Source organism: Leeuwenhoekiella sp. H156 (genome assembly GCF_052218455.1).
Lineage (GTDB): Bacteria > Bacteroidota > Bacteroidia > Flavobacteriales > Flavobacteriaceae > Leeuwenhoekiella > Leeuwenhoekiella parthenopeia.
The window spans coordinates 1,289,410-1,315,265 of record NZ_CP197499.1; the positions used below are offsets into that span (position 1 = coordinate 1,289,410).

The 25,856-nt window shown below is 35.3% G+C and carries 19 protein-coding genes; 6 read left to right on the forward strand and 13 right to left on the reverse strand.

All coding sequences use genetic code 11. The features are described 5' to 3' along the window. Positions 1-113 precede the first annotated feature (113 nt). From ACSSS3_RS05465 to ACSSS3_RS05485, 5 genes are all read right to left on the reverse strand, one after another. Positions 114-3,359, reverse strand: coding sequence for an N-6 DNA methylase (locus ACSSS3_RS05465; RefSeq protein ID WP_442846726.1), 3,246 nt, complete (start codon positions 3,357-3,359; stop codon positions 114-116). Next, on the reverse strand, positions 3,322-5,283 hold the full coding sequence (locus tag ACSSS3_RS05470) for an N-6 DNA methylase (protein ID WP_442846727.1): 1,962 nt from the start codon (positions 5,281-5,283) through the stop codon (positions 3,322-3,324). Before ACSSS3_RS05470 ends, ACSSS3_RS05465 begins: the two co-directional genes overlap by 38 nt. Continuing rightward, a complete protein-coding gene (locus ACSSS3_RS05475; RefSeq protein ID WP_442846728.1) occupies positions 5,280-7,067 on the reverse strand; it encodes a DNA methyltransferase in 1,788 nt (595 codons plus the stop codon). Before ACSSS3_RS05475 ends, ACSSS3_RS05470 begins: the two co-directional genes overlap by 4 nt. Beyond that, positions 7,060-7,266: a helix-turn-helix domain-containing protein gene (locus ACSSS3_RS05480; RefSeq protein ID WP_442846729.1), complete on the reverse strand. Its 207-nt coding sequence runs from the start codon at positions 7,264-7,266 to the stop codon at positions 7,060-7,062. The genes ACSSS3_RS05475 and ACSSS3_RS05480 overlap by 8 nt, the downstream gene beginning before the upstream one ends. A 399-nt stretch (positions 7,267-7,665) precedes the next feature. After that, positions 7,666-7,899, reverse strand: a complete 234-nt coding sequence (locus tag ACSSS3_RS05485) for a helix-turn-helix domain-containing protein (protein ID WP_442846730.1) — start codon at positions 7,897-7,899, stop codon at positions 7,666-7,668. A 175-nt stretch (positions 7,900-8,074) separates the two neighbouring features. Here ACSSS3_RS05485 and ACSSS3_RS05490 point away from each other — a divergent pair, with 175 nt between their 5' ends. Together ACSSS3_RS05490 and ACSSS3_RS05495 are read left to right on the forward strand one after the other, a co-directional pair. Then, entirely contained in the window at positions 8,075-8,893 is an 819-nt protein-coding gene (locus ACSSS3_RS05490) for a sigma-70 family RNA polymerase sigma factor (RefSeq protein ID WP_442846731.1), read from the forward strand. Between the two features lie 2 nt (positions 8,894-8,895). Next, positions 8,896-9,993, forward strand: a complete 1,098-nt coding sequence (locus ACSSS3_RS05495; RefSeq protein WP_442846732.1) for a hypothetical protein — start codon at positions 8,896-8,898, stop codon at positions 9,991-9,993. Positions 9,994-11,069: 1,076 nt separating this feature from the next. Here the strand turns inward: ACSSS3_RS05495 and ACSSS3_RS05500 are convergent. Then, positions 11,070-11,789, reverse strand: coding sequence for a LytR/AlgR family response regulator transcription factor (locus tag ACSSS3_RS05500; RefSeq protein ID WP_442846733.1), 720 nt, complete (start codon positions 11,787-11,789; stop codon positions 11,070-11,072). Then, positions 11,782-12,825: a sensor histidine kinase gene (locus ACSSS3_RS05505; protein ID WP_442846734.1), complete on the reverse strand. Its 1,044-nt coding sequence runs from the start codon at positions 12,823-12,825 to the stop codon at positions 11,782-11,784. Before ACSSS3_RS05505 ends, ACSSS3_RS05500 begins: the two co-directional genes overlap by 8 nt. Positions 12,826-13,024: 199 nt before the next feature. On the opposite strand from ACSSS3_RS05505, the gene ACSSS3_RS05510 reads away from it, so the two are divergent. Next, on the forward strand, positions 13,025-14,836 hold the full coding sequence (locus ACSSS3_RS05510; protein WP_442846735.1) for a S41 family peptidase: 1,812 nt from the start codon (positions 13,025-13,027) through the stop codon (positions 14,834-14,836). A gap of 73 nt (positions 14,837-14,909) precedes the next feature. Here ACSSS3_RS05510 and ACSSS3_RS05515 read toward each other — a convergent pair whose 3' ends face one another. The 4 genes from ACSSS3_RS05515 to ACSSS3_RS05530 form a co-directional block, all read right to left on the reverse strand. Beyond that, the gene (locus ACSSS3_RS05515) at positions 14,910-15,299 is read right to left on the reverse strand and encodes a BfmA/BtgA family mobilization protein (protein WP_442846736.1); all 390 of its coding nucleotides are present in this window, start codon (positions 15,297-15,299) and stop codon (positions 14,910-14,912) included. A gap of 802 nt (positions 15,300-16,101) precedes the next feature. Then, positions 16,102-17,082 carry a HipA domain-containing protein gene (locus tag ACSSS3_RS05520; protein WP_442846737.1) on the reverse strand — a complete coding sequence of 327 codons (981 nt, stop codon included), beginning with the start codon at positions 17,080-17,082 and terminating at the stop codon, positions 16,102-16,104. Positions 17,083-17,087: 5 nt separating this feature from the next. After that, on the reverse strand, positions 17,088-17,411 hold the full coding sequence (locus ACSSS3_RS05525; RefSeq protein ID WP_442846738.1) for a HipA N-terminal domain-containing protein: 324 nt from the start codon (positions 17,409-17,411) through the stop codon (positions 17,088-17,090). 2 nt (positions 17,412-17,413) lie between these two features. Continuing rightward, positions 17,414-17,626 (reverse strand): helix-turn-helix domain-containing protein, encoded by a 213-nt coding sequence (locus tag ACSSS3_RS05530; RefSeq protein WP_442846739.1) that lies wholly within the window; start codon positions 17,624-17,626, stop codon positions 17,414-17,416. Between the two features lie 651 nt (positions 17,627-18,277). Here ACSSS3_RS05530 and ACSSS3_RS05535 point away from each other — a divergent pair. The 3 genes from ACSSS3_RS05535 to ACSSS3_RS05545 all read left to right on the forward strand — a co-directional run bounded on the left by ACSSS3_RS05535 (position 18,278) and on the right by ACSSS3_RS05545 (position 23,324). Further along, positions 18,278-19,246: a hypothetical protein gene (locus ACSSS3_RS05535; RefSeq protein WP_442846740.1), complete on the forward strand. Its 969-nt coding sequence runs from the start codon at positions 18,278-18,280 to the stop codon at positions 19,244-19,246. Positions 19,247-19,495: 249 nt separating this feature from the next. After that, on the forward strand, positions 19,496-21,313 hold the full coding sequence (locus ACSSS3_RS05540) for an ATP-dependent nuclease (RefSeq protein ID WP_442846741.1): 1,818 nt from the start codon (positions 19,496-19,498) through the stop codon (positions 21,311-21,313). Next, positions 21,306-23,324: a UvrD-helicase domain-containing protein gene (locus ACSSS3_RS05545; protein WP_442846742.1), complete on the forward strand. Its 2,019-nt coding sequence runs from the start codon at positions 21,306-21,308 to the stop codon at positions 23,322-23,324. Before ACSSS3_RS05540 ends, ACSSS3_RS05545 begins: the two co-directional genes overlap by 8 nt. Positions 23,325-24,055: 731 nt before the next feature. Here the strand turns inward: ACSSS3_RS05545 and ACSSS3_RS05550 are convergent. Together ACSSS3_RS05550 and ACSSS3_RS05555 are read right to left on the reverse strand one after the other, a co-directional pair. Then, a complete protein-coding gene (locus ACSSS3_RS05550) occupies positions 24,056-24,820 on the reverse strand; it encodes a LytR/AlgR family response regulator transcription factor (RefSeq protein WP_442846743.1) in 765 nt (254 codons plus the stop codon). Next, positions 24,817-25,851: a sensor histidine kinase gene (locus ACSSS3_RS05555; protein WP_442846744.1), complete on the reverse strand. Its 1,035-nt coding sequence runs from the start codon at positions 25,849-25,851 to the stop codon at positions 24,817-24,819. Before ACSSS3_RS05555 ends, ACSSS3_RS05550 begins: the two co-directional genes overlap by 4 nt. Between the last annotated feature and the right edge of the window lie 5 nt (positions 25,852-25,856).

The following is a 25,856-nucleotide window of genomic DNA, read 5'->3' on the forward strand; positions in this document are numbered from 1 at the left end:
TTTAAGCATCTTTTTATTAGTATCCTATTTAGCATTAGGCAACTAAAAGTTGTAGTGCTCTTATGGCGGCTTTTGATTGACTTCGCAATCGAAATTAATTCTCTGGACCGAAATTAGCTATTTAATACCATTTCACAGGCTTTTAAATATTCATTAAAAGAAGGAAGTGTACCTATAATCGACCTAATTTCTCTTCGCTTATATGCAATACTACTTTCATTAGGATTTCTTAACCGTAAAACTTTAGGATTGGTTGAATTATTGAAAAATTCATCTAACTCTAGAATTAGATTTGTTGTTGAAGTCACTATTGAAATGTGGGATTCATTAGTTTCTTCAAATGGCTCTATTATTCTATATGGTAAAGAATGAATGTGTCTTGCACCATAATTCCCCTCAGACTGAAACCCTCGAATAGCATTGGAAATAGAAGGGCTATTTAATAAGCCAACAAGATACTTAGCTTCATTTTCATTAGTAGTGTGATAAAAATTGACTGTTTGATCAATAACTACTCTACTAAAATCAACTTCATCGTCTTTTAAATAATGCGCACAAACATATTCACCACCCGTACCTGAACAAACTACATATCCTGTTTGAGGAATAAATTGATTGCTTAATTTTGATCTGGTGTTTAAGGAACTCCATAAAGTTTCTAAATTTCCCCCTTGTCCATACTTTGCTGAAGCTCGGTTAACCCAACGTTGAAAACCAATTGACATAGTAATAAGAGAAGTAATAGCTATACTTCTCCATGTTCCTTGATATTTTTCAATGGGTAAGATTGCTAGTGGTAGATCAGTAATGTGGAATGGTAGCAATGCATTTGATATCATTACTGGGTATATATTTGCCGTCTCTACAACACACGGCTCAATTCTAAAATCCGAGAATTTTTTTGAATCTTTCAATAAGTATCCAAAGTCAGAAACTTGTTTATTGATTGGTTGGACATAAGTAGTATTACTTGTTGATTCGTAATTAATAATTTCATGAAAGTAAATTGAACGAGGCATAACATCAGCACCTTGGGTAAAACAACTTACATAGGAATTTTCGCTAGTTCTATTGATGTTATATTGTGTCCAAGCACTTTTAGAATCCAATGTAGAGTAGTATAATTGACTCTCTTCAACTTGTTGATCTTGACTTTCGAAGTGATAAGGGATAGGTATAGAATTCTCTCCCTCAGACTTATTCCCAAATATGACAATACCCTTATTATTAAATATAGCTTTATCTAAATTCCAAATTTTCGAGATTCTAAATTCTATTTCAGAATTATCATATTCCTTATTTCGAAATGGATGATGATGGTCTCCCGATAAAATAGTTCCTGGTAAAATGCAACCAATTTCAGCATAATTTGTTAGGTAACGTTCTATTGAACTTAGTAAGAAAATGGTTGCTAATTCTATATGCAAAAACGATGATCCTGATGGTTTAATACTCAGTTGATTTGCAAGATTTTGGAGAAATACTTTATATGGGTTGTCAGCAATCCTGCTTAAAGTTAACCATGGAGGATTTGATACTAGTCCATTAAAACTTTTTTCCATTAAGGCAGGCCTAAAACTATTTAAAAGAAGAAAATTCCATATTCCATTTTTACCTTGAGAATGAAGCTTGAAAATGGCTCTGTAATATTCTTGCATAAATCCTAGGATTAGATCTTTATCTTCATCCATAAGAGTTCTACCAATTTGTGTTTGAATAGTGCTCAGAGTATTGAAATAAAAATCCTTTTCAGGAATTTCTGAAAGCTGAATGATTAAAGAATAGCCAACATCTAAAATCTTCTCAAACAGTATTTCATTGTCTGGTATTAGTAATATTTTAGGTAAGTTAACTTGTTCATCAAGTAAGCTTAATGAATAAAAATCTTCTGCGTCTTCATTGGTTGAAACAGGAGTAACCGCAAATAATGAATCAGCATTGTAAATTGGAATTGTAATCTTATCAAAACGTGTGACTGAGATAAATGGTTTAGCTACCATTAACCAGTTTATTTTAGCCAAAATGACTGCAAGTGGATCTATATCAAAACCTGTGATGCATGAAATAATTCTAGCTCGCTTCTGACTTTCTGATAAATCTGCTAGTTCCTCAGTTACAATTTTTATTGTTTCTACTATAAATGTGCCCGATCCACAGCACATGTCAATTAATTTTGGGTCTTCTTCAATATTACTTATAACTTCTCTGGCAATTGAGTTTGCCAACCAAGTTGGGGTCATAGCTTGACCAAGAAGCAATCGTTTCGATTTGTTTGCTAACTCGGAGAACAAATTACTAAATAGATCCTCATCTATTCCTATCGAGTAATCATATGCCCTGAGATCAAGTTGAATTTTTTTAGTTAACTCAATTATTGTAGCATGTACAGGTAAATTATTTAGCCATCCGAAAAAATCATATTCCACAACATTATCATAACCTTTCAACTTAAAAAAATCACCATTTAGTATGCTTTTAAGTTCTTCCTCGTCTGAAATAAGAGCCCTTTCACAGAGTACATTTGCACAAAGGAATTTAGCGATAGTTGTTAAAAAAAATTCATCCACGTAGAACGCAATGTCAAATGAGTCAGCGGTTTCATTTTCTCGAACTGAATTCACGAAACTATTCCATACAATTTTTATAAGTTCAGCGTACTCCGGTTTAGAAGTAGAGATTTCATTAAGAGCATTTTCTAATAGAGGGATGTATTCCGAAGCTATCTTTGATTTAAATCCTAGGTCAGAATTAATTGAATCTGCATCTAATACCCTTGAGCCAATTCTACCCAAATGTTTATTTAGAAAATCTAATAAAATAAAATTTGAATTTGTCTCAACTTCGCAGTTAACACTTTCAATATCAATTAATTCTATGTCCTCGGCACTAAAATTGGAAGATTTATCGTGAGATAAAATGTTAACATTATAAGCATACCACTGAACCGTATCTGATAGAACACCCCTTACATTGTCGATAGGATATCCAAGATTTAGTAACCCTGCACAGTATTCCTTTACCTGTAAGTAACCAGTCCTAAACTTAGTTCTATTTTGAAGATTCCCCTCGTATTCTATTGCTGTTGCTCCAACTAAATTGTCTACAAAACCTCTATGTTCATTCTGATTTCTTGAGAATTCAACTTGAGCTTCAGACCCCCTTACATGTAATTCAACCCATTTTGGATTATTGCTGAACATAAGCCTTAGAAAAGAAGATAAATTATGACGAAGAACATCTTCTAAAGCACCTTCTCTTCTCATTTCTGTGCAGCTATCTATACATTCCTTACTGCTCTGTAATTGTTTTTCTGAATATAAATCAGCCATTTTTAGATCTTGATTTAAAACGCTTTTCAATTAATTTTTTTAAAATAGCATTGTCGGAAATTTTCAAAATTAAATTAACAAACTTGTTTATTTTTACGAGTACTTGTTCGTTGTTCAACGACTTTACAAGCTCTTTTCCGAGTTCATCAAGCTCTATAATTTCCTCATTTGTAAACTTCGGTATTAATATATTGAGAAGGTGGTTGCGATCGAGTTTCAAAGCACCACCACCTAATACATTTCCACGCAGTTCAAGCTGCACCTTAATCCAATCTGAATTAAGTATTGCTATTAATCCGTGAACTGAAAGGTTTGAATCTTGCTTTATATTAATTGTCAAAAAATTAGCATCGACTACAACATTCTCTTCAACTAAATACGACTTTACCGATTTTGTATTTACCCTTGGTATACAAATATCAGGAACATGTCTATTTTTTAATTTAGGAAGCTGATACCATGTTTTTATTTCACCATCTCTCTCAGAAATGTTTGTTCTTACAGCAGATAACTCTGGAAAGTATTTAGGTGAATTTATATTACCAATATTTAATGTTTCACAATAGTAAATATGTTTAGAAACCTCAATCGATAGTTTAGTAACTGTTTCATTTTTAAGATTGTATTTTTCAATGTCAAATGCTGTATAGTGATTATTTAAAACTAACAATCTTCCCTTAAGACTCGCTGAAGGTATAAAATATCCATCTGAAATTTCTTTTTGTTTTCTGAGAACTGTTTTTAGACAGTTACTATTAATCTTAAGAATTTTGGAAATACTCTTATAGTTGAAGTATACCTTACTCTTGTTGTTTTTCTCAGATATAAAATCATAATAGAAAAAATTATTTGCTCCTGTTCTAAGACCTTGATTAATCTCAATTGATAGGTCTGAAAGCTTTATAAAATTATTGTAATCAACGGAAGACCTTAGTCTTGTGTCAAGTTTTGATTTGCTATTCTTTATACCTAAAGCAATAGTTTTTAGTTCAGGGTATTTTTTCAACAAGTTTTTACTCGCAAGAGGAGAAAGGTAAGAGTTTACAGTACTGAAATATTGTGTAACATTATTATAATTATTGAGATCATCTTCCGAGTCTACTAAAGTGGACGCAAATAAATCGTAATTACTGGTGAAAGAATTTTTACCTAATGGGTCACTTTTTGTACCATCGTAAATTTCAACAATTGATATTTTGGGGTGGGATTCAATTAATTTTCTTGGTTCCTTAAGTTTTTGACCTATTAAAAGTACAGTTTTGACTTGAGCATTTTCGAACCATTTCCTTCCTTCATCTTTTACAATAAACTTGATATTAAATAATTTAAAAAGAACCAGCAAAGTTGCAATACTATATTCACGCGTAATACAGGATTCAGGTAAAACAAGAGCTAATACTCCATTCTCTTTTGTAAAGGCAGCGCACTGTATTATTGATGGGACTGTTAAGTCAGATAGGCCAGAATATTTTTTTGCTATGTCAAGAAGAAATGCTTTCTCATATTTTTTGATTTCTGGATTTTCTATTAAGCTTTCTATGAGTTGATTTCGTATTTGAAGATTAGAACCAGCGGTGAAATCTTCAAACTGATATTCAAACTTTTGGTTAAGATGTCTAACGTAAGGAGGGTTGGTGATAACAAGATCGAAAAGTCTATTTTTTAGAATTTTATGAGTTTTTTTTTCAAATGAACTACCATAAACAATGTTAGATTTTGTTGCGACATTTGGGTTTAACTTACAATCGAGTTGTTTGTCGAGTTCTACTCCATAAGTTGAAACAGAATTATCAATCTCGTTCACAGCTGTCAGCATATCACCCTTTCCCATCATAGGGTCTATTGCTGAACAAATTTTAGGATTTATTTTAAACGCAATTGCACATAAAACCTTTGCAAGCTCTTGGCCAGTGAAATATTGTCCCAATCTTTTATTTCGTTCCTGATTGTTCATTCAGCAATAAGTTCAGAAACCTGAGAATAAAAGTCTTTAGCGTCAAGCTCAACTTCCATACCATTAGACATACAGTACCCTACGTATCTTGAATAGAGTCTTTTATTTTCTAATTCAGATGGATTGTTTTCAACCTTAGCCAATCTAACAAGTTCTGTTAAAATATTTGACACATTAGTAAATTGATTGTTTGTCCTAGTTTGTCCTTTAGCTAATAATAATACGGCATCTCCTTTTACACTTATTTTTGAATTGGTTTGTTTAAAACTTGCCTGTTCCTTTTGAAGGACTGAGTTGTTAATTACTTCAAAATTTGAATTCTTAAATGTAGATTTTAAGGCATTCCATACTTTAGCACTGGCAGAATGGAATACTACGGAAGCGTTTGAATTATCTTTTAGTACTCGATTAACCTCATTAAAAACAGAGGTTAACAATAATTCATAATCAATAGCATTTTTTTCCTGGGATTTTGAAATTATAGCCTCTTCTTCTTTTTCGGTGATTCTATTTAGCCACGCTTCATTAATAAAATTCAATTCTGAATATGGAATATAATCACCAAAAGGAGGGTCGGTAAAAACATAATCAATAGTCTTATCAGGAATGGCTAAAAAGCTACTTGAACCCCAAAAAGTCTTCACAATAGAATTACTATTTTCGACTATTTCAAACGCACTTGCAAAAGTTTTAATTTTTCTTTGTAATCCTAATATTATGTTTTTTTCAACTGGAAGGCTACTTATATATAATACACCAGGTTGCGCACCCGTAAGCACAAAATCAGATTGATTCTTTTTTAATACCACCCGAGTCATTAGAGTGGAATGTGAAGAATTGTAACTTAGAATCCACAGTTTTAAAGCTTCTCTATATATTCCTTTAAAGTTTTTCAATTCATCCCAAAAAATAGATAGAACAGTTGCATTTCTTATAGTATAAAAGTCATGGATATAATCAATTCCGTTATGATAGCCTGATCTATATAGATCACCCCATTCAATTTTATTTAAAGGAATTGATTTGATATCTGCCTTATTAATCCATTCTTCCTTAGGTTTATCATTTTCTTGAGCTGGCCTTTTCCACTTAAAATTTCCAGTTTGTCCATATATTTTATAAGGTCTTCTTTTTCTTACCTCTCTTTTAGTTTGGAGAATAGGATCATATACCTTTTCAAGAACTCTTTTAGAATCATTATTTAAATTTTTTGAATTGCATTTGGAACATTTCCAAGAAAGCTGAATGTTAATTGGATTTTCTATTACACAAGCATCACTAAATGATGTTTCATGATTACAATACTTACAGATTAAAAACTCTGTATAAATGACATGTCGAATAATCCCACTATTACCATTAGGATCTTCTACACTGTATAAGTCCTCTGCTCTTTTTTGTACTCTTCTTAATATTTTTTGGGCTTCATTTTGAAATTTTTTTGAATCTATTTTTGACGTCATTACTTCTGATACAAAAGACCCAAGACCGCTAATTTCACTTATATATGCAGTTCTCGGGCCGTATTCAACATCGATATTGGAATCTTTAACTAACTCATATAGTCTTTTGTTTGGTTTATCGCATAATAATGCTGCTAGCCCAGTTGTCCCACTGCCTCCAAAAACATCTAATACAGTATCTCCGGGTTTTGTGTGAACTAAAATATAAACAGCAATTGTTTCTGGAGAAATTTTAGTTGGGTAAGAAAATGCCATAAACAATGAGCCACTTCGCGTACTTTTAATAGGCGAATTATATATTTTTTGAATCTTACTATTCATCCTTATTTAATATTTGGTCGTATAATAACTCTTTTGGATTTACATTAAGGATTTCGGCAATTTTATATAAGTCTTCTAGACTAGGTTGCCTTCTATTCTGAGCGTAAGAATTAACCATGTTGTAACTTTTTCCTAATTGTTCGGATAGCCAAATTTGTTTTATTCCCTTTTTTTCTAAAACCTCTTTTATTCGGTTCATCTTTGAATCTTTTAATGCAGAAAGCAAAATAAAAACTATATTTTGAATATCTCACGTAATGAGTATTAAAATAACCGTTATGTTTGGATAATTGTGGGAGGGAAAACTTCCTTGCTATTGAGGGTTAGACTAGCCATGTGCTTCAATTACAGTGGCTTTTCGATTTTTCATCTATCTAGCGTTACAAAAGCTATGTAAATTTTAAAATGCATAGTTCATTTAGAATTAAAAATTAGCTTTTATAGTTATGATAGGATTTACTTGGAAATCTGTATTGCTATTCTAGACGAGTAAATTTTGTTTTAGGAAAAATGCTATTGCTCTATGCGAGCTCTGCTTAGTATTATTAAACTAAAAAATATTAGCTAAATGGGAATAGATAATACTAAAGAAAGAATACTAATCGGCAATGGGAGTATCAGGCCAAAAATCCTTGGGAGAGCATTCTAAGATAATTGCTATTTCATTAAGGTGATTAACATTATACTTTGCCCTTCTGTTTTCTGATTCAACGTGCGAAACAAAGCTTTCACTTAAACCCAGTTTTTGAGACAAAACAACTTGAGAAAAGTTTTTCTCTTTTCTTTTTTCCCGCACTTTGTCGATAATATAAGCTTCAATTTTACTCTTCACGATCTCTTCTACTACCGTACAAGAAGTAAAATATCTTACGACTTAACAAAGGTACCTGTACCATTGTTAAGTCAATTTTAGTATATTTGATTTTTAAACACTTAACCATAAGCATTTTAGTAGTTCACCTTGCATTGAGCACCTCATTTAGCTATGGTTAAAACCTTCATTAACTATGAATAAAACGGGTACGGTTATGAAGCACTATCCCAGTGAAATCCATTTTGAGTCTTTTAAAGCGGGCTGCAGCCAGGCATTTAATGCCCTCTACAAACACTATTACCGGCCTATTTATTGGACGGGCAGAACCTTAATCAAAGATGTGTTTGTAGTAGAGACCCTGGTACAGGATGCCTTTTTAAGGCTTTGGCACAAACGCGACACCATTGAGTCGCCTCAACACCTGGTTAATTTCCTCTATGCGGTCATTAACAACGACTGCAAATGGTTTTATGTACGACCGGGGAATCAGTTTCAGCGTAGTTTATATTCCTTTGATGATTATCCCAACTATCCCGACTACCGATGGGGCTTTGATCCTGAAGAAGTCGATACGCATCTAAAAGAGCAGCAAAACAGGCAAAAAGACTACGAGCAGGTGATCACCATATTACCCCTGCTGGGAAATCAGTCCAAACGCCTTATTGAACTGGCTTTGGAGCACGGTTTTAAATACAAAAGCATTTCAGAGCAGCTGGGCATCAGCATCAAGGAAGCCAGCAACCTGATGAAAGATTCCATCGAGCAGATCAGAAACATCCTGCAACAGGGAACTCTGGTTATGAATACAAATTCGGTTTCAGAGAATGCCTCTCAACCTAAAGCGCTGACCGAGCAGGAAGCCCGGGTACTGGCCCTGCGCTGCGAACAGCAGTACTCCTTTGCTCAGATTGCAAACGAACTCAAGCTTTCTCAAAAAGAAGTGCATCGCGCCTTTACCACGGCCTATCAGTTTTTACAGGAGCAACACGATAATCAATTACAATCTGCCTGATTATGAAAACCAAAACCCTCAGCCTTACCCGTAAAATCCAACTCAATATAGACCTGCCCGATTACGAGGAGCGTAAAGCCGCTATGGCCAAACTATACGACTGGCAATACTGCTGCTTTAAAGCTTCCAATATTATCGTCTCCCACCTCTACGTGCAGGAAATGATCAAAGAGTTCTTCTACCTTACCGAGGACATTCAGTATAAACTGGCAGATCATAAGAAAGACGAAAACGGCATTCTAAACCGCTCGCGTATCAATACCACCTACCGGGTGATCTCAGACCGGTTTAAAGGTAAAATCCCCACCGAGATCTTATCGAGCCTTAACCGGAACCTGGAAAGCGCATTTAAAAAGAATGCACCGGAGTATTGGAGCGGGGAGCGCTCCCTTCAAAACTTCAAACGGGATATCGGCTTTCCCTTTGGCCCTTACAGTATGTATTGCTTTAAATACGATGAAGAACGAAATTGTTTTTGTTTCCGGCTCTTTAAAATTCCATTTTGCACCTATCTGGGCCGGGACTTCTCCGATAAACGGGTTTTATTGCACCGGGTACTCAAAGGCGAAACCCGCTTGCGCACCTCTCAGATCAAATTAAAAGACGGTAAGATCTTCTGGCTGGCGGTCTTTGACATCGAGCAGGAGCAACACGCCTTAAAGCCTAGTGTGGTGGCAGAGGCTTCCCTGTCTTTAGAATATCCCATAACGGTTAAACTGGGCAGTAACCGGCTTCATATCGGCACCAAAGAGGAGTTTTTATACCGCAGGTTGGCGATTCAGGCTGCGCGTAAACGGGCGATGGCCGGATCGGTGCATTCCCGGGGTGGTCACGGGCGTAAGCGCAAGCTGAAAGCCGTCGAAAAGTTCAAGAAGAAGGAAGCCAATTATGTCAATCAGCGTCTGCACGTGTACAGCCGCAAGCTCATAGACTTTTGTGTTAAGCATCAGGCCGGTACCCTGATCCTGGTCAATCAGGAAGCCAAAATAGAAGCCGCACAGGAAAACGAGTTTGTACTCCGAAACTGGAATTATTACGAACTCATGACCAAAATCAAATACAAAGCAGAAAAAGCGGGTATTGAGCTAGTGATAGGATAGGTGTTTGTTTTTAATCTGGAAGACAACTTTGAACTCAAAACTTTTGAACTTTAAACTTAAATAGAGGGTGCCTGTACACCCACAAGGTGAGATAGGTATACTCACTGAGTGTCGAAAGGCATATACAGCGCGTGACATCTGACTTAAAAAAATGACTTTGAATCCGAAACATTGAATATTGAATTTATAAGGAGGATGCTTGTACATCCAAAAGGTGAGATCACAGATACTCACTAAGTGCAATGGGCACATACAAAGCGCGGGCAAATCGTATAGTAATTCCTGACTTACGCCTTACATCTGAACTCATAACTCAAAATATTGAACTAAATAGAAGGGTGCCTGTACACCCACAAGGTGAGATCAGGTATACTCACTGAATGTCGAAAGGCATATACAGCGCGTGACCATCCGCTTTAAAATGAATATAGGCTGATGAAAGAAAAAACAAGGCCATGTAAATTAATTGAATCTATATTGACTCTGAACTCCTGACTCAAAACTTTAAACTAAATAAGGGGTGCTTGTACATCCCTAAGGTGAGATTTACTAATACTCACTAAGTGCAACGGGCACATACAACGCGTGAGCTTACTTATTTAAAACCGGATACGAGTAGTACAAAGGTTTGAAGCTTTTGGCTATAGCATTATGAATAAAAAACCTTGAATATTGAATTTGATTGGAGGGTGCCTGTACACCCATACAGTGAGATCACAGATACTCACCAAGTGCTACGGACACATACAGCGCGAAGGTTCATTCTATTGTAATACCTGACTGACCGTTATTGAACTCAGAAATTTAAACTAAAAGAGAGGGTGCCTGTACACCCGTAAGGTGAGGTTATAAAACACTCGCTAAATGCAAACTCATATACAGCGGACGTGAGCGAAACTTTTTACAGATGTTATTGCAGATGAAAGAAAATCAAAGAGTATTTATTTGAAATCCAATGTACAGCCAGATGTTTGAATTAAACTGTAGGTATTAATCGTTTTAAAGTGTTTGTAAAAAAATAGGCCATATACTTTAGCAACCTGTAGCTAACTTTTGTACTGTTAGAGCACGACCTGTTAGTTGGCAGCTATGGCATTATAGAAAGCTTTACGATACACCTCGCCTACTGCAATGCTGTCGCGACCTATCCGGATTCGGTTTCGTTCAATACTGTCTATTTTGTTAATTGATACGATATATGATTTATGAACTCTGATAAACCGGTCAGCAGGCAATTGCTCTTCAATTTTTTTCATCGTTTGAAGGCTCGTGATCTTTTCACCAGTTGTATGTATGCTTACATAATTCTGTAAGCCCTTCACGTAGAGTATATCTTCTACATTTATTCTAACCAGCTTATATTCTGTTTTTACAAAAATTGTTTGTATTCCCATTTCCTTTTTGGGTACCGAAGCGTTCTGTAATTCCTTTTCATTCAGGCCTTTCATTATAACCTGTACTTTTTCTACGGCTTTATAGAACCGCTCAAAAGAAACGGGTTTTAACAAATAATCAATGGCATCATGGTCAAACCCCTCTAAGGCATATTCTGCATAAGCGGTGGTCAAAACCACCAAACACTTGCCTTTTACGATCTTCAAAAACTGTAGACCACTAAGCTCGGGCATTTGTATGTCGAGAAAAACCAGATCAATGCCTCCTTCCATTACTTTATTTAAAGCCTCTATCGGGTTTTGGGTACTAAAACTCAAAGTAAGATCCGGCATCTTTGAGATATAGTGCGTTAAAACATCAATAGCTAACGGCTTATCATCAACAACCATGCATCTAATCATAAAAGCTAATTTTTAAATCAACACTAAAGAAATCATGCTGATGATCAATGGAAAGTTCGTGCCTGTTGGGATACAATAAAGAAAGGCGCCTCTTAACATTATTAAGACCTATGCCGCCGGTTTTATCTTTCTTTGCAGTATTGATAGCATTACGAAGGTGTAGCATAAGTGTCTTCTGGTCGACAAATATTAAAATTTGGATAGGATTTTTACGGTCATTAAAAACACCATGTTTAAACGCATTCTCTACAAAATTAATCAAAATCAAGGGGGCAATCATTTGTTTATCTAAACTTCCCTTAACCTCAAAATTGATATAAGCATCTCCCTTTTGCCCAATTTTCTGTAAGGTTATTACGTTTTCAAGGTAATTGATTTCGCTGGAAAGAAGCACGTAGGGATCATCGCTCTCCCTTAACATATAGCGCAATAGTTCAGAGAGCTTCAGCAGGGCCTCTGGTGCTTCTTCAGATTGCTGTTGGGTAAGCGCATAAATATCATTTATAGTATTGAATAAATAGTGTGGATTTACCTGAGATTTTAAAAAGGCTAATTCTGTTTTTAGCTTTTCCTTCTCTATCAATTCTTTTTCTGCACGTAGTGAACGCCAGTCCATCAAATAACTCAAAAGCAATCCCAAAAATATATTGACAAAATTGGCACTCAGGGTCACAATAAATGCAAATATGAAATCGAGGTTTTGTGTATAGGTTTTCCATCCTATTACAGGATAGACGATTTGTTCCATCAGGTAATAGAGCGGAGTAAAGATAAGCGTACATCCGACCAGAGCAATTAAATAGCTGACCACGTTTCTCTTTTTAAGAACATAGGGAATCAACACCAAATAGTTGGCATAAAAGAATAAAGCCAGACAGCAGATCTGTAAAAAATGAACAGGGACTACTATCGAAAAAAATAAAAACCAGTCAGTCTGCGTTCCCAAAACCCCGGTACCTAGTGCCTCAAGCAATTTTTGAGTAAGGATTAGAAGCCAATATCCAATGTGTAAAGAAAGGAGTACCCGGTTGTTCATAGCTTCAAAAATAGTACAATACCATCCCTGACTGAAATAGAATACATCTACCTGTTAATTTTAATGACGAAAGGGTACTATGAGCTTATAAGAAGGTTTTCGGCAAAATTCCGGGTTGTCAATAAATTCAAGCACTACATCAATCGGCTTATCAAAATTACTTTTTGAATTCGACATTTGATCCCAATAAGAAGAATATATGAAAACTACAACGCTCAAATTTTTAGTCCTGGCACTTTTTTTATGCCTCCATATCCCTGCGGGATTAGCCCAAAAGTTCAACTCCAAAAATGAAAATCAAAACATCAGACAGTTTATACAGATATGGGGCTTGGTTAAGTACAGATCGCAAAAAAGCATAGCCGGTCAATTTGATGCCGATCAGGTGTTTTTAGAACTCATCGATTCCGTGAAAACAGCAGATACTCATCAATTCAACCAATTGATGTGCAGGTTAACCCAAGATAAGGGTCCTAAACCCACCTTATCCAAACAGGTTTATCAAAAGTCGAAGCGAATTGACGGAGCCTATCTGTTAAATAATGTTGATTATAGCTGGATAAAGAACAAAAGACATACGCCCTTATTAAAAAAACAATTGACCGATTTGACTAACCAAATCAATAATACCGGAACACATCAGTATGTTCCGGAGGTGTTTTATGAAGGCGATTTACCCAACGAGCCTGCTTACCCCGATTACACCTTCAATGCAGAACCAATGAATTTGTTGGCCTTTGCCAAAGCCTGGAATGCAATTGAATACCTCTTTCCCTATAAATATGTCATGGATAAGGATTGGGAAGATGTACTGGTAGAAATGCTGCCTGTTTTTAAAGAAATCAAGGATAGAACCGGTTACGAAAAAGCCATTCTTATGCTGGAAACTGCCCTGAATGACACGCATGCCGGTGGGTTTATGTCCCCCGAAAATATGCAAATGACCAATGCTATTTTTAAGGTAAGGTATTATCCCCCTTTTGATTACAAAGCAACTAAAACCGGACTCATCATCACCCAGTTCCTAAGCGATTCTTTAGCAAAACAAAGCAGTCTTAAAGTTGGTGATGCACTTGTTGCCATTAATGGCATTAAAATAAAACAGTGGTTAAAGAACCGCTCCAGACTGTTACCTGCATCAAACGATGCGGTTATCTACAGAGAACTGAGTACACGCAATAATTTCAGAGGGGACACATTTGCATTTAGCAATATCCAGGATAGCGTCTTGAGTGTAACGGTAAAAAGGCAAAAAAAGAACATCAACCTCAGTTTAGGGATGCTGGATCGAAAAAACCGGAATAGCATAAAGATTATTGAGCGTCACATACATAAAGAGCAGACTAAAGCAAAAGAATTCAAAGGTATAGAACCAATAGGGGATAGCATTACCCTAGTAAGGGCAGGACATGTGTTTGATAAAGATATCCCTGATGATGAAGACCTGCCAAAATTATCAGCCGAATTAAAAAGTAAAAAGGCCCTAATTTTTGATATGCGAAAATACCCACAATCTCCTGGCTTTTTTAGTTATTATCTTCCGAAACTCTTGGGCAAAGCTCCTTTTAAATTTGCTCGCTATTACACTGCAGATCTGCGACAAATAGGTATTTTTAGATATAAGGAAGAATTAGAAACCTATATGTATGCTCCTAAAGACGGCACTCAGCCCATAGGCGACCCTTACAGTGGTCAGATAGTTATCTTAGTAAATGAAAACACCCAAAGTATGGGTGAATGGTTTACTATGATGCTTCGACAATTTAATAGTAGAGCAATTGTGATTGGTAGCCAAACCGCTGGGGCTGATGGAGATTTACGCCGGTTAACGCTCCCAGGCGATTATCAATTCAGCTTTACCGGAAACGGAGTATTTTATCCGGACGGTAGGGAGACCCAACGATTAGGAATAAAGCCCGATATTTATTTTAAGCCATCATTTGAAGATTTAAGTGGAACTAATGATGGCCAGCTGCAAAGGGCTCTTGATTTTATAAAAACCGGCTATTGAAATACGCAATGGCCGCTTTAATACGCTTTTTACCAGATAGCAACCCCGTAAATGACTAGCAAATCCTTCTGAATTAAAAATCCTTTCCATCCCAATCCTCAAAACGAGCATCATCCAGTTCGTCATCCCGTTTCATAATTAACGGTTTAGCTTCTTCGGTTTCGGTTTGGGTAAACAGCGCTTCGAGCATCGCCTGAGTAGGTTTGGTTTGACTTTTCTCGATGCTTTTGATAATTGCGATAATCGCATTCATACGCTTATTAAGCTTTCGCTCCAGCGTTCGATGGGAAGGCCCCAGACGTTCATCGGGTGAGATTTCATTGACTTCAAAAAAGTCCATCATCGCCATTAACGTCATCGATTGGGACTTTGACAAACGCTTGCAAAACACCCTAAATCGTTGCGCAACTGAGGCCTTGATTTTCAGACCCTCAAATCCCTCTTTTTCATATCCCTTATCCATTTTTTCATAAAAAATTTAGTGGTTTCACAGGGCGCAGCAGCTTTTTTCATAAAAAATCAGGCGTTAAGACTCAAATGCACCAAGCTTCACTCCTTTTAAAAGACTGTTAATCAGTTTTTTATATTGGAAAATGTATGCCGTAACCTCGCGCAGCGTGTTACCCTCTTGCTATACATTTTCCTTCGCTTCGCTCCCTAAAATGCTACTTTTTCTACTCCAATTTAGCTAAAAAAATTCCCATTAATTTTGATTGCAAATGCCTGTAAATTAAATGAGAAGCAAACCCATTTACTTATTATATCCGGAGCGTTTTTCTTGCTGTACGTATCAGCGCAGAACGCATCAACTACCGGGTATATTAGTATCAGGCCAACGAAAACGGAATCCCAAATACAGTTCCATTTACTTCCCATAGCGCCATCGCGTTTCCTTTTCGACCCTACCACTTTTTAAAATTTAGCAAGGAAGAGCTTTTATAAAAAGTGCGACAAGGGAGCCTGATTATGCAAAGCGGCTCCGGCTAAATTTTAGTTCTTAAACGAAAAGGAAACGGGTGCTGTGCAGGATGTTGAGCTACCGGTTTGAAGTTGATTAAAAGGTTTCTTGAATAAACGCAAACTTGAAGTCAGCAGGATCAGGCGAACGCAATCCTTTTTCGGATTGGGTTCAAGATTTTGGAATGAACCTCTTTTCCCGAAATGAAGCCTTTCGCGGAATGGAGGGAAATGGGGTTCATTCATCATACGAGAACTATAATTATAAGAGCTTTTAAATCCCTAACTGGCAGAAGAAAATAAATGAATTACGATTTAGGCTTAAACCTTTTAAGTCGTCGTCGATACGCTTGTAAATAATTTCTTTTAGATTGCTCATTTAAAAAAGAAGCCTGAACCAACTGTTCTACCTGTTCTGCACCACCAAGCATGGTTGACATAATCTTATTGAATTGCTTTTCAGTTAACTCAATCTTATCTGCCAGTGTAGTAAACTGGTTATGAATGGTACCCTGCGCGTCTTTTCGGGGCAACAAACCGTCTAAGGCAAAAACCGCATCATCTACGTGCATCCGGGTATTGAGTAAATCATAAGCCGGACTCAATCGATGATCTCCTAAAGGAGTCTCCAAAATCGAGAAATTCTTGAGGTGAGCATCTCCATTTGAAAACAAATAATTAAACACCAGTACCTGATACAGCTTAGGGATTTCCAGTCTGTAGGCTGGCAAGTACCTTTTCATCAATTCGAAAAGCTCCAGATAGTTGCCTTCGTATTTATAATGTTCACCATGGGTTTGTGGCGTTTTACCTGCGAGTGTGGCAAAATCCTCTTTGGCAAGTTTGCTTCCGTCCGCTGCGACATCAAAGCGCTTAGTTAAATAAGCAGGATCGCCATTTTTAAAAAATATCAGGGCATTTTCTGCGGTTTCAATTTGATAAACCTGCCGCGCTATTTGCATGGTAAGATGTTCATTTACCGGCATTTGATCACCGCGCTTTGCAGCGTTCGGAATAGGCTTTAAAATATAGGCTCCCTGCTCCCCCTCATCAATCAATCGCAGCGTATTCTTTTCTAAAAGAACCGAAAATTTCTCCTGAACACCCGATATCGAAATACGCTTTTGATTATCTCTAAAGATCCGGCTTTCGGGTAACCCGGAACCCGGGGAATCATAAGAAAGTATATGGGATACTTTTCGGTTATTGAACATGCGTTTTAAGCAATTCCTACTGTAGGTAGTATGACCTTCAGCCAGTGTTCCGGGGCAGTATTGAATCGTAGGCATAACCATTAGCTTTGAGAAACTCGTTTAACGGTTATAGCCCCAATAGTATCGTAAGAAGCAGTAGTGAGTAAAATCCCGAAATAATCATCGGTATCAAGACGCATTTCGCTACACACCACATCCCGATTAGTCCCTTCCGGCAACATGTTATAAAAAAAAGGAAATAAATAGGGCGATTGATACTGCTGTTGTGATTTAGGCAGGGTCAAACTTATTGCAGGTTTATCGGGGTTATTCAGCCAATCTTCCAGATAATTAAACTCAAAACTTCCATCGTCGTGTTGAATTAAAGAACCAGCTTCTTCTTGTTTATATAAGACTTTTGCCATCCTCATACCTTGATCGATTTGAGTTGCAGCGTAATTTCTAAACCTAAAACGGATGTGAGTTTCTCTAAAGACTCCAATGTGGGGTTGGCCTGCCCGCGCTCGATTTTATATAAGGTGTTTACGCTAATCCCTGCCAGATCGGCAACTTCAGATTGCGTAATCTTAAGATGATCCCGCCGTTCTTTTAATTGAATTCCAATAGCTTTTTTAGACATAGTTTAAACCTTTAAAAATCACATCATACTGTGATTTTAACCCTATTTCTCTTAATAAGAAACAAAACACACCATATTTCACATTACAGTGTGATTATTGGAGTATTTTTCAAATATAATTAAACTTTGAGGTCAAATTTCACATTATACTGTGAAATTTAGCAAAAAAAAAGGCGCTAAATAAACTAGCTCAGGCCAGGGCATATTTGAAAATACTATTTTTTAATTCGTGGCAAGCCTCAAAGCATTTTCCAGGCATCTCAATCAAGCGAACGCAATCCTCCCGATAGCTATCGGGATCAGGATTGGGTTCAAGATTTTGGAATAAATCTTTTTTCCCGAAATGGAGCCTTTCGCGGAATGGAGGGAAATGGGGTTTATTCCCCTTCCTAATTCATCCCTTTTGAAGATTTTCTCTGTTTAAATGTAGAGTCTTGGGTAATAGATTTTGAATCTAAATTTAACTAAACATCTGTTTTTTACAGTATTCTGTAAAATGATTTGCTGTTGATCACTTATATTTATTTAGAAATTAAAAACCATTAAAGTAAGTAGGATTTAAGGATTTTCTTCGGCTTTTAAACAAATGTAAATTGCTTTCAGACTCAGCCATGTCCTACGTTTATGCTATAATATTAATAGAAATCTAACTTGAAAAGCCACATTAAAGAACCCTTGATTGTTTATCTCGATCAGTTTGCTGTTAGCGAAATGATCGAAGCTAAAAATGATGAGACGTGGTCGAAAATTAAATCGCATTTGATTGAGTATGTAAACAATGGTCAGGTGATTTGTCCATTATCATCAGAACATTTATTTGAAACTGCACCAAAAGATTTTAAGCAAGCTGCAGAACACGATGATTTTCTCTATTCGCTTTCAAAAGGATTATCCTTTAAGCCTGAAATCTTAGTTGTTACCCAATTAATCTCTTCAAGAATAAGAAAGAACAACCTTACTTTAAATACTTTTTTTCATACAAATGCCACAAATAGGTTTAATGACAAACGTATTTACAAGCAAATGAATGAGCACAACAATAAAAGCAAAGAACTTCTGGGTTGGACGGTTGAGGGCATCAATCAAATAAGACAGCTTACAGGACAATCGAAAATCAATGCAAAACTTAAAAATACAATGTACAATGCTCTAAAAGCCATTACAGTCAATAAGATGATTGAAAGGATTAACGATCTTTTTAAACAAGGTAGAATAATATTAAAAGGTTTTACCTATCAAGAACAAGAGGTAGTAAATTGGCCTGATTCTATACTTTTTAGATTAATGGAAGTTCATAAATTCAGCAAAAAGGAAATGATGCTTTTCAGAAATGATTTGAAAAACAATGGATTTAATAATATCCCTACACTAGACATAAGGTTTTCATTGGAAGCGATAAAAGCATTATATAATAAAAAGGAAACTCCGGGTGATCAAATTGATATCTCTAGATTAGCCACTGGACTGCCTAAATCCGATTTTCTCTTTACAGATAAGAGAAGAAAATCTGAAATCTTAGAATTAGGATTAAATAAAAAATACAATACTGCCATATATTCCGGTACAGCGGTAGATCAAATATCATTTTTACAAGATCTTAAAAGCAAATTAGGTAGTTGATAAACATTTGCTTCTAAATAAAGGAATGCAAATTTATTAGCAACAAATCAATGTCGTAATGAACTCGAAAATAAAAGAATTTGAAGCTTATTCTAGGCTAACAATATTTTTGAAACCCACAATACAGACATCTTTCTAAATAGAGTCAATAGATTAAAACATAGAAAGCCCTATGTTTAAGAGTAACGGTTGGTATGTTAGAAGGCCGCTAGTTCTTTATGATGTTTTTAAGGAATAATTTACAAAAGTATGTTTTTAAAAAATTTGAAGCTTTGGAATTTTAGAAAGTTTGGATGCAAGGAACCCCTTGATCTTTCCAAACCAGACTTAAATTTAAATTTTAATAAAGGAGTCAATGTACTGGTTGGAAAAAATGATTCTGGTAAGTCAGCCATAATTGATGCAATTAAGATTGTATTAAAAACTCATAGTTATGATTGGTACAAAATAGAGCACGATGATTTTCATATAAATTCAGAACATTTAAGAATAGAATTAACGTTTGATGATCTTGAAGTAGAAGAGGCCAAACATTTTACTGAATGGCTCGCATGGTATATAAATTCAAAGGGTAATAAAAAGAGCTACTTACGACTTACACTAGATGTTAGAAGAAATTTAGTTAATAATAGAATATTTCCGTCAGATGTAAAAGCTGGAATAGACCCTGTAGGTTTTGCACTAGATGCAGAAGCCAAAGAGTATCTGAAAACAACCTATCTCAGGCCCTTAAGGGATGCTAAATCTGAGCTTGTACCAAGGAAAAACTCCAGACTCACACAGATTCTTCAAGCACATGAGGCTTTTAAAGACAAGGATTTAGATCATTTATTAGTTGGGCTCTTCAAAGAGTTCAACAATTCCGTAGAAAAGTATTTTCTAGGTAAGAATATAGAAAATGAAGATCTTCCAATAGAAGAACAAAAGGGAAAAGAACTCAAATCTGAAATTGATGGTTATATAAAATCGTTTTATGATGAAACTAAAGAGTCTGAATTTGGTGTAAAAGGAAACAATCTGAAAACGATTCTTGAAAAATTAGAGTTATCTATAAAAGATGAAGTAAATCCAGGACTAGGCACACTTAATCGACTTTTTATGGCTTCGGAATTACTTCATCTTCAAAAAAAAGATTGGTCAGGATTAAGGTTGGGGTTAATAGAAGAACTTGAAGCGCATCTTCACCCTCAGGCACAGATGCAGATTATTGAAGCGTTGCAAATGCAAAAGAAAATCCAACTTATTCTGACTACTCACAGCCCTAACTTAGGATCAAAGATAAAATTGAAGAATTTGATTATTTGCTCAAATAATTCAGCATTCCCTTTAGGCTCTGAATATACAAAGCTAGAGAAAGAAGAATATTCATTTTTAGAAAGATTCTTAGATACGACCAAAGCCAACTTATTTTTTGCGAATGGCATAATTATGGTTGAAGGATGGTCTGAAGAAATTTTAATACCGGCTATTGCCCAAAGACTCAAAGAACAAGGAGTTATAACTAAAAATTTGACAGAGGCAGGTGTTTCCGTGGTAAATGTTGGGAACACAGCGTTTCAACAATATTCCAGAATCTATCTACGCAATGACGATACTAAAATAATCGATATACCGGTGTCTGTCATTACAGATGTTGACGTTAGGTCGTATAAATTAGAAATCAGAAAAAATGAACACGGAGAAATCTCAAAGGATTATATTAAAGAAAATGTTCACTCTGTAAAGGATAAATCTGAAAAGAAAAGTTTAGAAATTATTAAAAAATTTAATCATCAAAATGTAAAGACATTTGTAGCTAAAAATTGGACATTAGAATATGCAATTTTTCAATCCTCATCATTATCAAAGCTTTTTTCAGAGGCATTTAAAAGAGCTCATCCACAAATAGATTTAGATAACATAGAACAAGAACTTGGCACTAAGTTAATTAACAAAGGATTGCACAAAACCAAAATTGCATACGAATTAGCATCTAGAATCGAACTAAATAATGTTTTGCCAATAGAAGAAGATGATGAGAGTATTAAATATTTGATAGATGCTATAAAACATGCTTGCAATGCTTAGTATTACTAAAGAAGACATTCTTTATGCTGAAAAAATCCTTTTAGCAAATGGCCAATCATTCGACAATGAACGTATTACTTTTATTAAAAACTTAAACACAATAGATCTTCAAGCAGTTCCAGGTAGCGGAAAAACAACAGCTTTACTTGCTAAATTATTAATATTAGAGAAAAAATTGCCCTTACCTCAAAATAAAGGTATTCTCGTAATCTCACATACCAATACGGCTGTAGATGAAATAAAAGATAGGATTGGTCACCTGTGCCCTAAGTTATTTTCCCATCCAAATTTCGTTGGTACCATTCAAGGTTTTGTAGATAAGTTTTTGGCTACTCCAGCCTACCTTTTGAAATACGCACAAAAACCAATGCGTATTGATAATGACATCTATAATGAGACAATTTCTAGATTCTTTAATCAGAACAAGACTGGTTTTTCCATTCAAGAAAAAAATAATGCCGTTTATTATAATAATGTTTTTAAAATACTACATAGTTACCGTTTTCAAAAAGTAACCGACGGCTTTATTATCGTTGAGGAAATGAATGGTAAAAAACTTGAAGTTAAAACACCGGGGCCAAAAAAAGTGAAGTTCACTTCTTTTGAAATAGATAGAATTACTGAATGGATTAAGATTACTAAGTTAAAAACTTTAGAAGCAGGAATACTTTGTTATGATGATGCCTATTTTTTAGCTGATGTTATTTTAAATGATATTCCTTTCTATCATGAATTATTGCAAGAAAGGTTTGAGTACGTATTTGTAGACGAAATGCAGGATATGGAGATACACCAAATGAATTTGATTGAAAAAATATTTGTTGGCACCAGAAGTTCTACAAAATTACAGCGCCTAGGAGATGTAAATCAAAGTATATATTCTAGTAACATCGGCACCGATCAAATCTGGAATCAAAGAAAGGGAAAGTTATTTTTTAATGGAAGTCATCGATTAAGTAAACGTATTGCGAGAATAGTCCAGAATCTATCACTAACCCCAACAAAAATCGAAGGTCGTGGTTTAAACGATAATGGGGAAGCAATCGATTTAAAGCCGTTGATGTTTGTATTTGAAAGCTCTGAAGCTGATAGAGTAATTCCTGAATTCTCTAAGAAAATTAGTGAATATCGAAAAAAAGGTTATTTACCAATTTCAAATCAAAACTATCATGCATACGGCTGGCGAAAGGAGACAAATGAGGGTCATAAGCTCTGTCTCAATAATTATCTCCCAAGTCTAAAAAACAGCCCAAAATCTAGCACGATTGAATTTGAGACCTTAGAAGATTATTTGATCTTTTTTCCAAAAAACAATGGTTCACTAAAATCCAATCGTGATGCAATTCTAAATGGACTGACAAAAATTTTACGTCTTGAGAATTTGAAAGATGAGTATAATAGATATATATCACCATACCGTTTCCTTCAAACCATAAAAAGAAGACGACCTTCTGAATATGAAAAATTTAAAAGTAAAATTTATCAATGGAGTATGGAGCTCACAAAGTCCGAACAGGATTTGACTTTAAAGAAAATAAGAGACTTTATACCAGAAATGCTATCTTGGTTTGAATCAAAAATGATATATTCAAAAAGATTTTTATTTGCTCCCTCTATAAACAAAAGTGAGAAAGAAGGCGAAGAATTTAAAAATTATTTTGACCGTGATGGTTTTCAAATTAAGGTAAGTACAGTTCATAATATCAAAGGGCAAACTCACACTGCTAGTCTTTATCTCGAAACTTTTTGGAATGGAAAATATGAATCTGAAAGACTCAAAGAGCAATTTTTGGGTAATTGTATTGAAGATTCAATTAAAGGATTGACAGATGCTGCCAAATTAAAATATATTCAATCTGTTAAAATGGTATATGTAGGTTTTTCTCGACCTACACACTTATTAGCTTTTGCAGTAGAGAAGACTAGGTTTGAAAAAAATTTGAAAGAAATTAATCCTAATTATTGGGATATTATAGAAATAAGGAAAAGCTCTAATGTTCCAATAATTTAAATTTTAAAGAATTGTTAAAAATGTTAAAGTTTAAAATCCGGTGTGCGATTCGGTGAGTCCTTAAAAATCTCCATTTCTAAACCCCTGAAAACACTGGTACTCCCAGATTAGTTCGAGTCCCGTCCAGACCGCAAAAAGCGCTTCAAGAAATTGAGGAGCTTTTTTCGTTTATAGCGCTTTCTTTCTGAAATATCAGGAACGAGAAGTGTACAAGATGAGGCTCTAATTCATGTTTAAAGCCATTTTAGGCTTTAAATCACAAAATTAAGGCAAGTGCACTTTAAATTTTAAAATCGTTTTTAAAATGCCTTAAAATTCCGACTATAAAGGTTTTGGCGTTTTAAAAACGAATGAATGGATTTAGAGAAAAGTGATCACCCATTTCCAAAGAGTTCTTCTAAGTTTTAATTGAACCATACCTTGCTTTGATAAGTAAGCACGTAGTTTTAATCGTTGACTATCCTGCCTGGGGCCAACCCTATCGAATCAGAATAAATAATAGGCCTGAATTTATTGCAAATCGAGCAACCCAATACTCATTACGACGCCTATCTTCCCCAGGATTAACCGGGTAAATGAGCACCTGTGCAATAGGTAAAGCTTCACGCCATCCAACACAATGAAAACCTAAGACGATAAAAAAAGCCTCAGGAAAATAAGTAGGTCGGGGTAAGATTAGAGTTGCTTGCTTAACTTCAGTCGGGGTATACTTCCTAAAAAAGTTCCTGCTTTTATACTTCAATCCACTGCATAAATGGGGCTGTATTGCTTTGACTGGTTTTAAGGTGGTTTTTTGTGCCTTTAACGCTTATGGCTACTGTATTTTTGGTGTAGCGCTCTATTTTTTCAATGTGGTGTTTTTTTAACAGCACGCTGCGGTTGATTCTAAAAAAGTCATCCGGATTGAGATAGGCTTCAACACTTTTTAAGGAAGACTCGTTTAATACGTGTTTCTTTCCCATTGTATCAAAAGCGAAAATAACACCCTCATCAGCCTCAAAGTAACTGATCAGTTCTGTTTTTAAAAAATAAATTCCCTGTTGGGCGTGAATGGTAAACTGCTCTTTATAAGCCTTTTTTGCAAACGTTTGTTGGATAAGATTTGTAATTCTATACAGTTGCTGGTTTTCTTCGGAAGCTGATTTTTTTAAACGTAAAAATTTATCCCAGGCGTTTTGAAATCGATCTTTCGAAAACGGCTTCAGCAAATAGGCTATTCCGTTAGTTTCAAAAGCATTCATCAAAAACTGATCGTAAGCTGTGGTGAAAATAATTGGACAAAAAACCTGAACCTCTCTGTAGATCTCAAAAGCATTACCGTCTAATAATTCGATATCCGAAAAAATAAGATCTACGCCAGCCGTATCAAGAAAGTCAATTGCTTCTGCTACAGTATCAAGTTCTGCTACGACTTCCGTTTTGATATCCAGATCCTGTAAGAAACGCTTCAGCTTTTTTCTCGCCGGTATTTCGTCTTCAATAATTAGTATTTTCACCACGGGTCTAATGTTTTAATTACAGGAAGTTTTACAGAAAACATGCTGTTAGTTTGCTCAATGCTAATAGGAGTTTTGGTTAGTAATTCATATTGCTCCTTTAAGTTATTCAAAGCTCTTCCAGAAGTCAATTTTGCATTTCGCTTGGGCATATACGTGTTGATTACCCTGATGTTTTCATCGATAGTAATCTGAATCTTAATAGGCTTTTTTACAGTTCCCAAATTATGTTGAATGGCATTTTCAATAAGTAATTGTAAGGTAAGCGGAACAATATATCCGTCACTTTTATGATTTTCAATTTGCAATTGATATGCATCACCGTATTTATGTTTTATCAATTTAAAGTAGTTTTTGGCAAAGATCAATTCTTCGCTAAGGCTAATGAATTTTTGATCCGAGACCTGTAAAACATATCTGTACATTTCTGCAAATTCATTTAAAAAATCGGATGCTTTGTTTTTGTCTTCCTCGATCAGTTGATCCAATACATTCAGATTATTGAAAAGAAAATGAGGGTTGAGTTGCGTTTTAAGCTGGTTGATTTTACTTTCTGATATGGCCTTATGGTAACTCATAAGCTGCTTCTGTTTCGTTCTGTTTTGTTTGTGATAGTAATAGGTTAGAAAAAAGCTTCCGTAAATGATCCCGTCTAACAAATTAGAAAACGTAGATAGCGTAAGCGTTTCATTATTAAAATTACGTTCAATAGTATCAAAAGAGAAGGCTATCAAAAAGCCTATTAAATGCATAGCAGTTAAAAATGTAAGAAGCGAAAGACTGAATATTTTAAACATTTCACGCACCCCCAGAACAACAGACTTGTGCCATTTTCTGATAAAAAAAAGCATTATTACAAAAAGGATACTTACTGAAATGAGCGTTGCAAATGCCGCTTCTGGCGTAAAAATATAGGCATCAACAACTCCTCTTCCTACGATACGCGTGTATATAGATTGAAAATAGGCAAACAATAGAATAAACAATAAAAAATACCGGTTAGCACTCATAATATGTAGCAGGTTTTTCATCACGT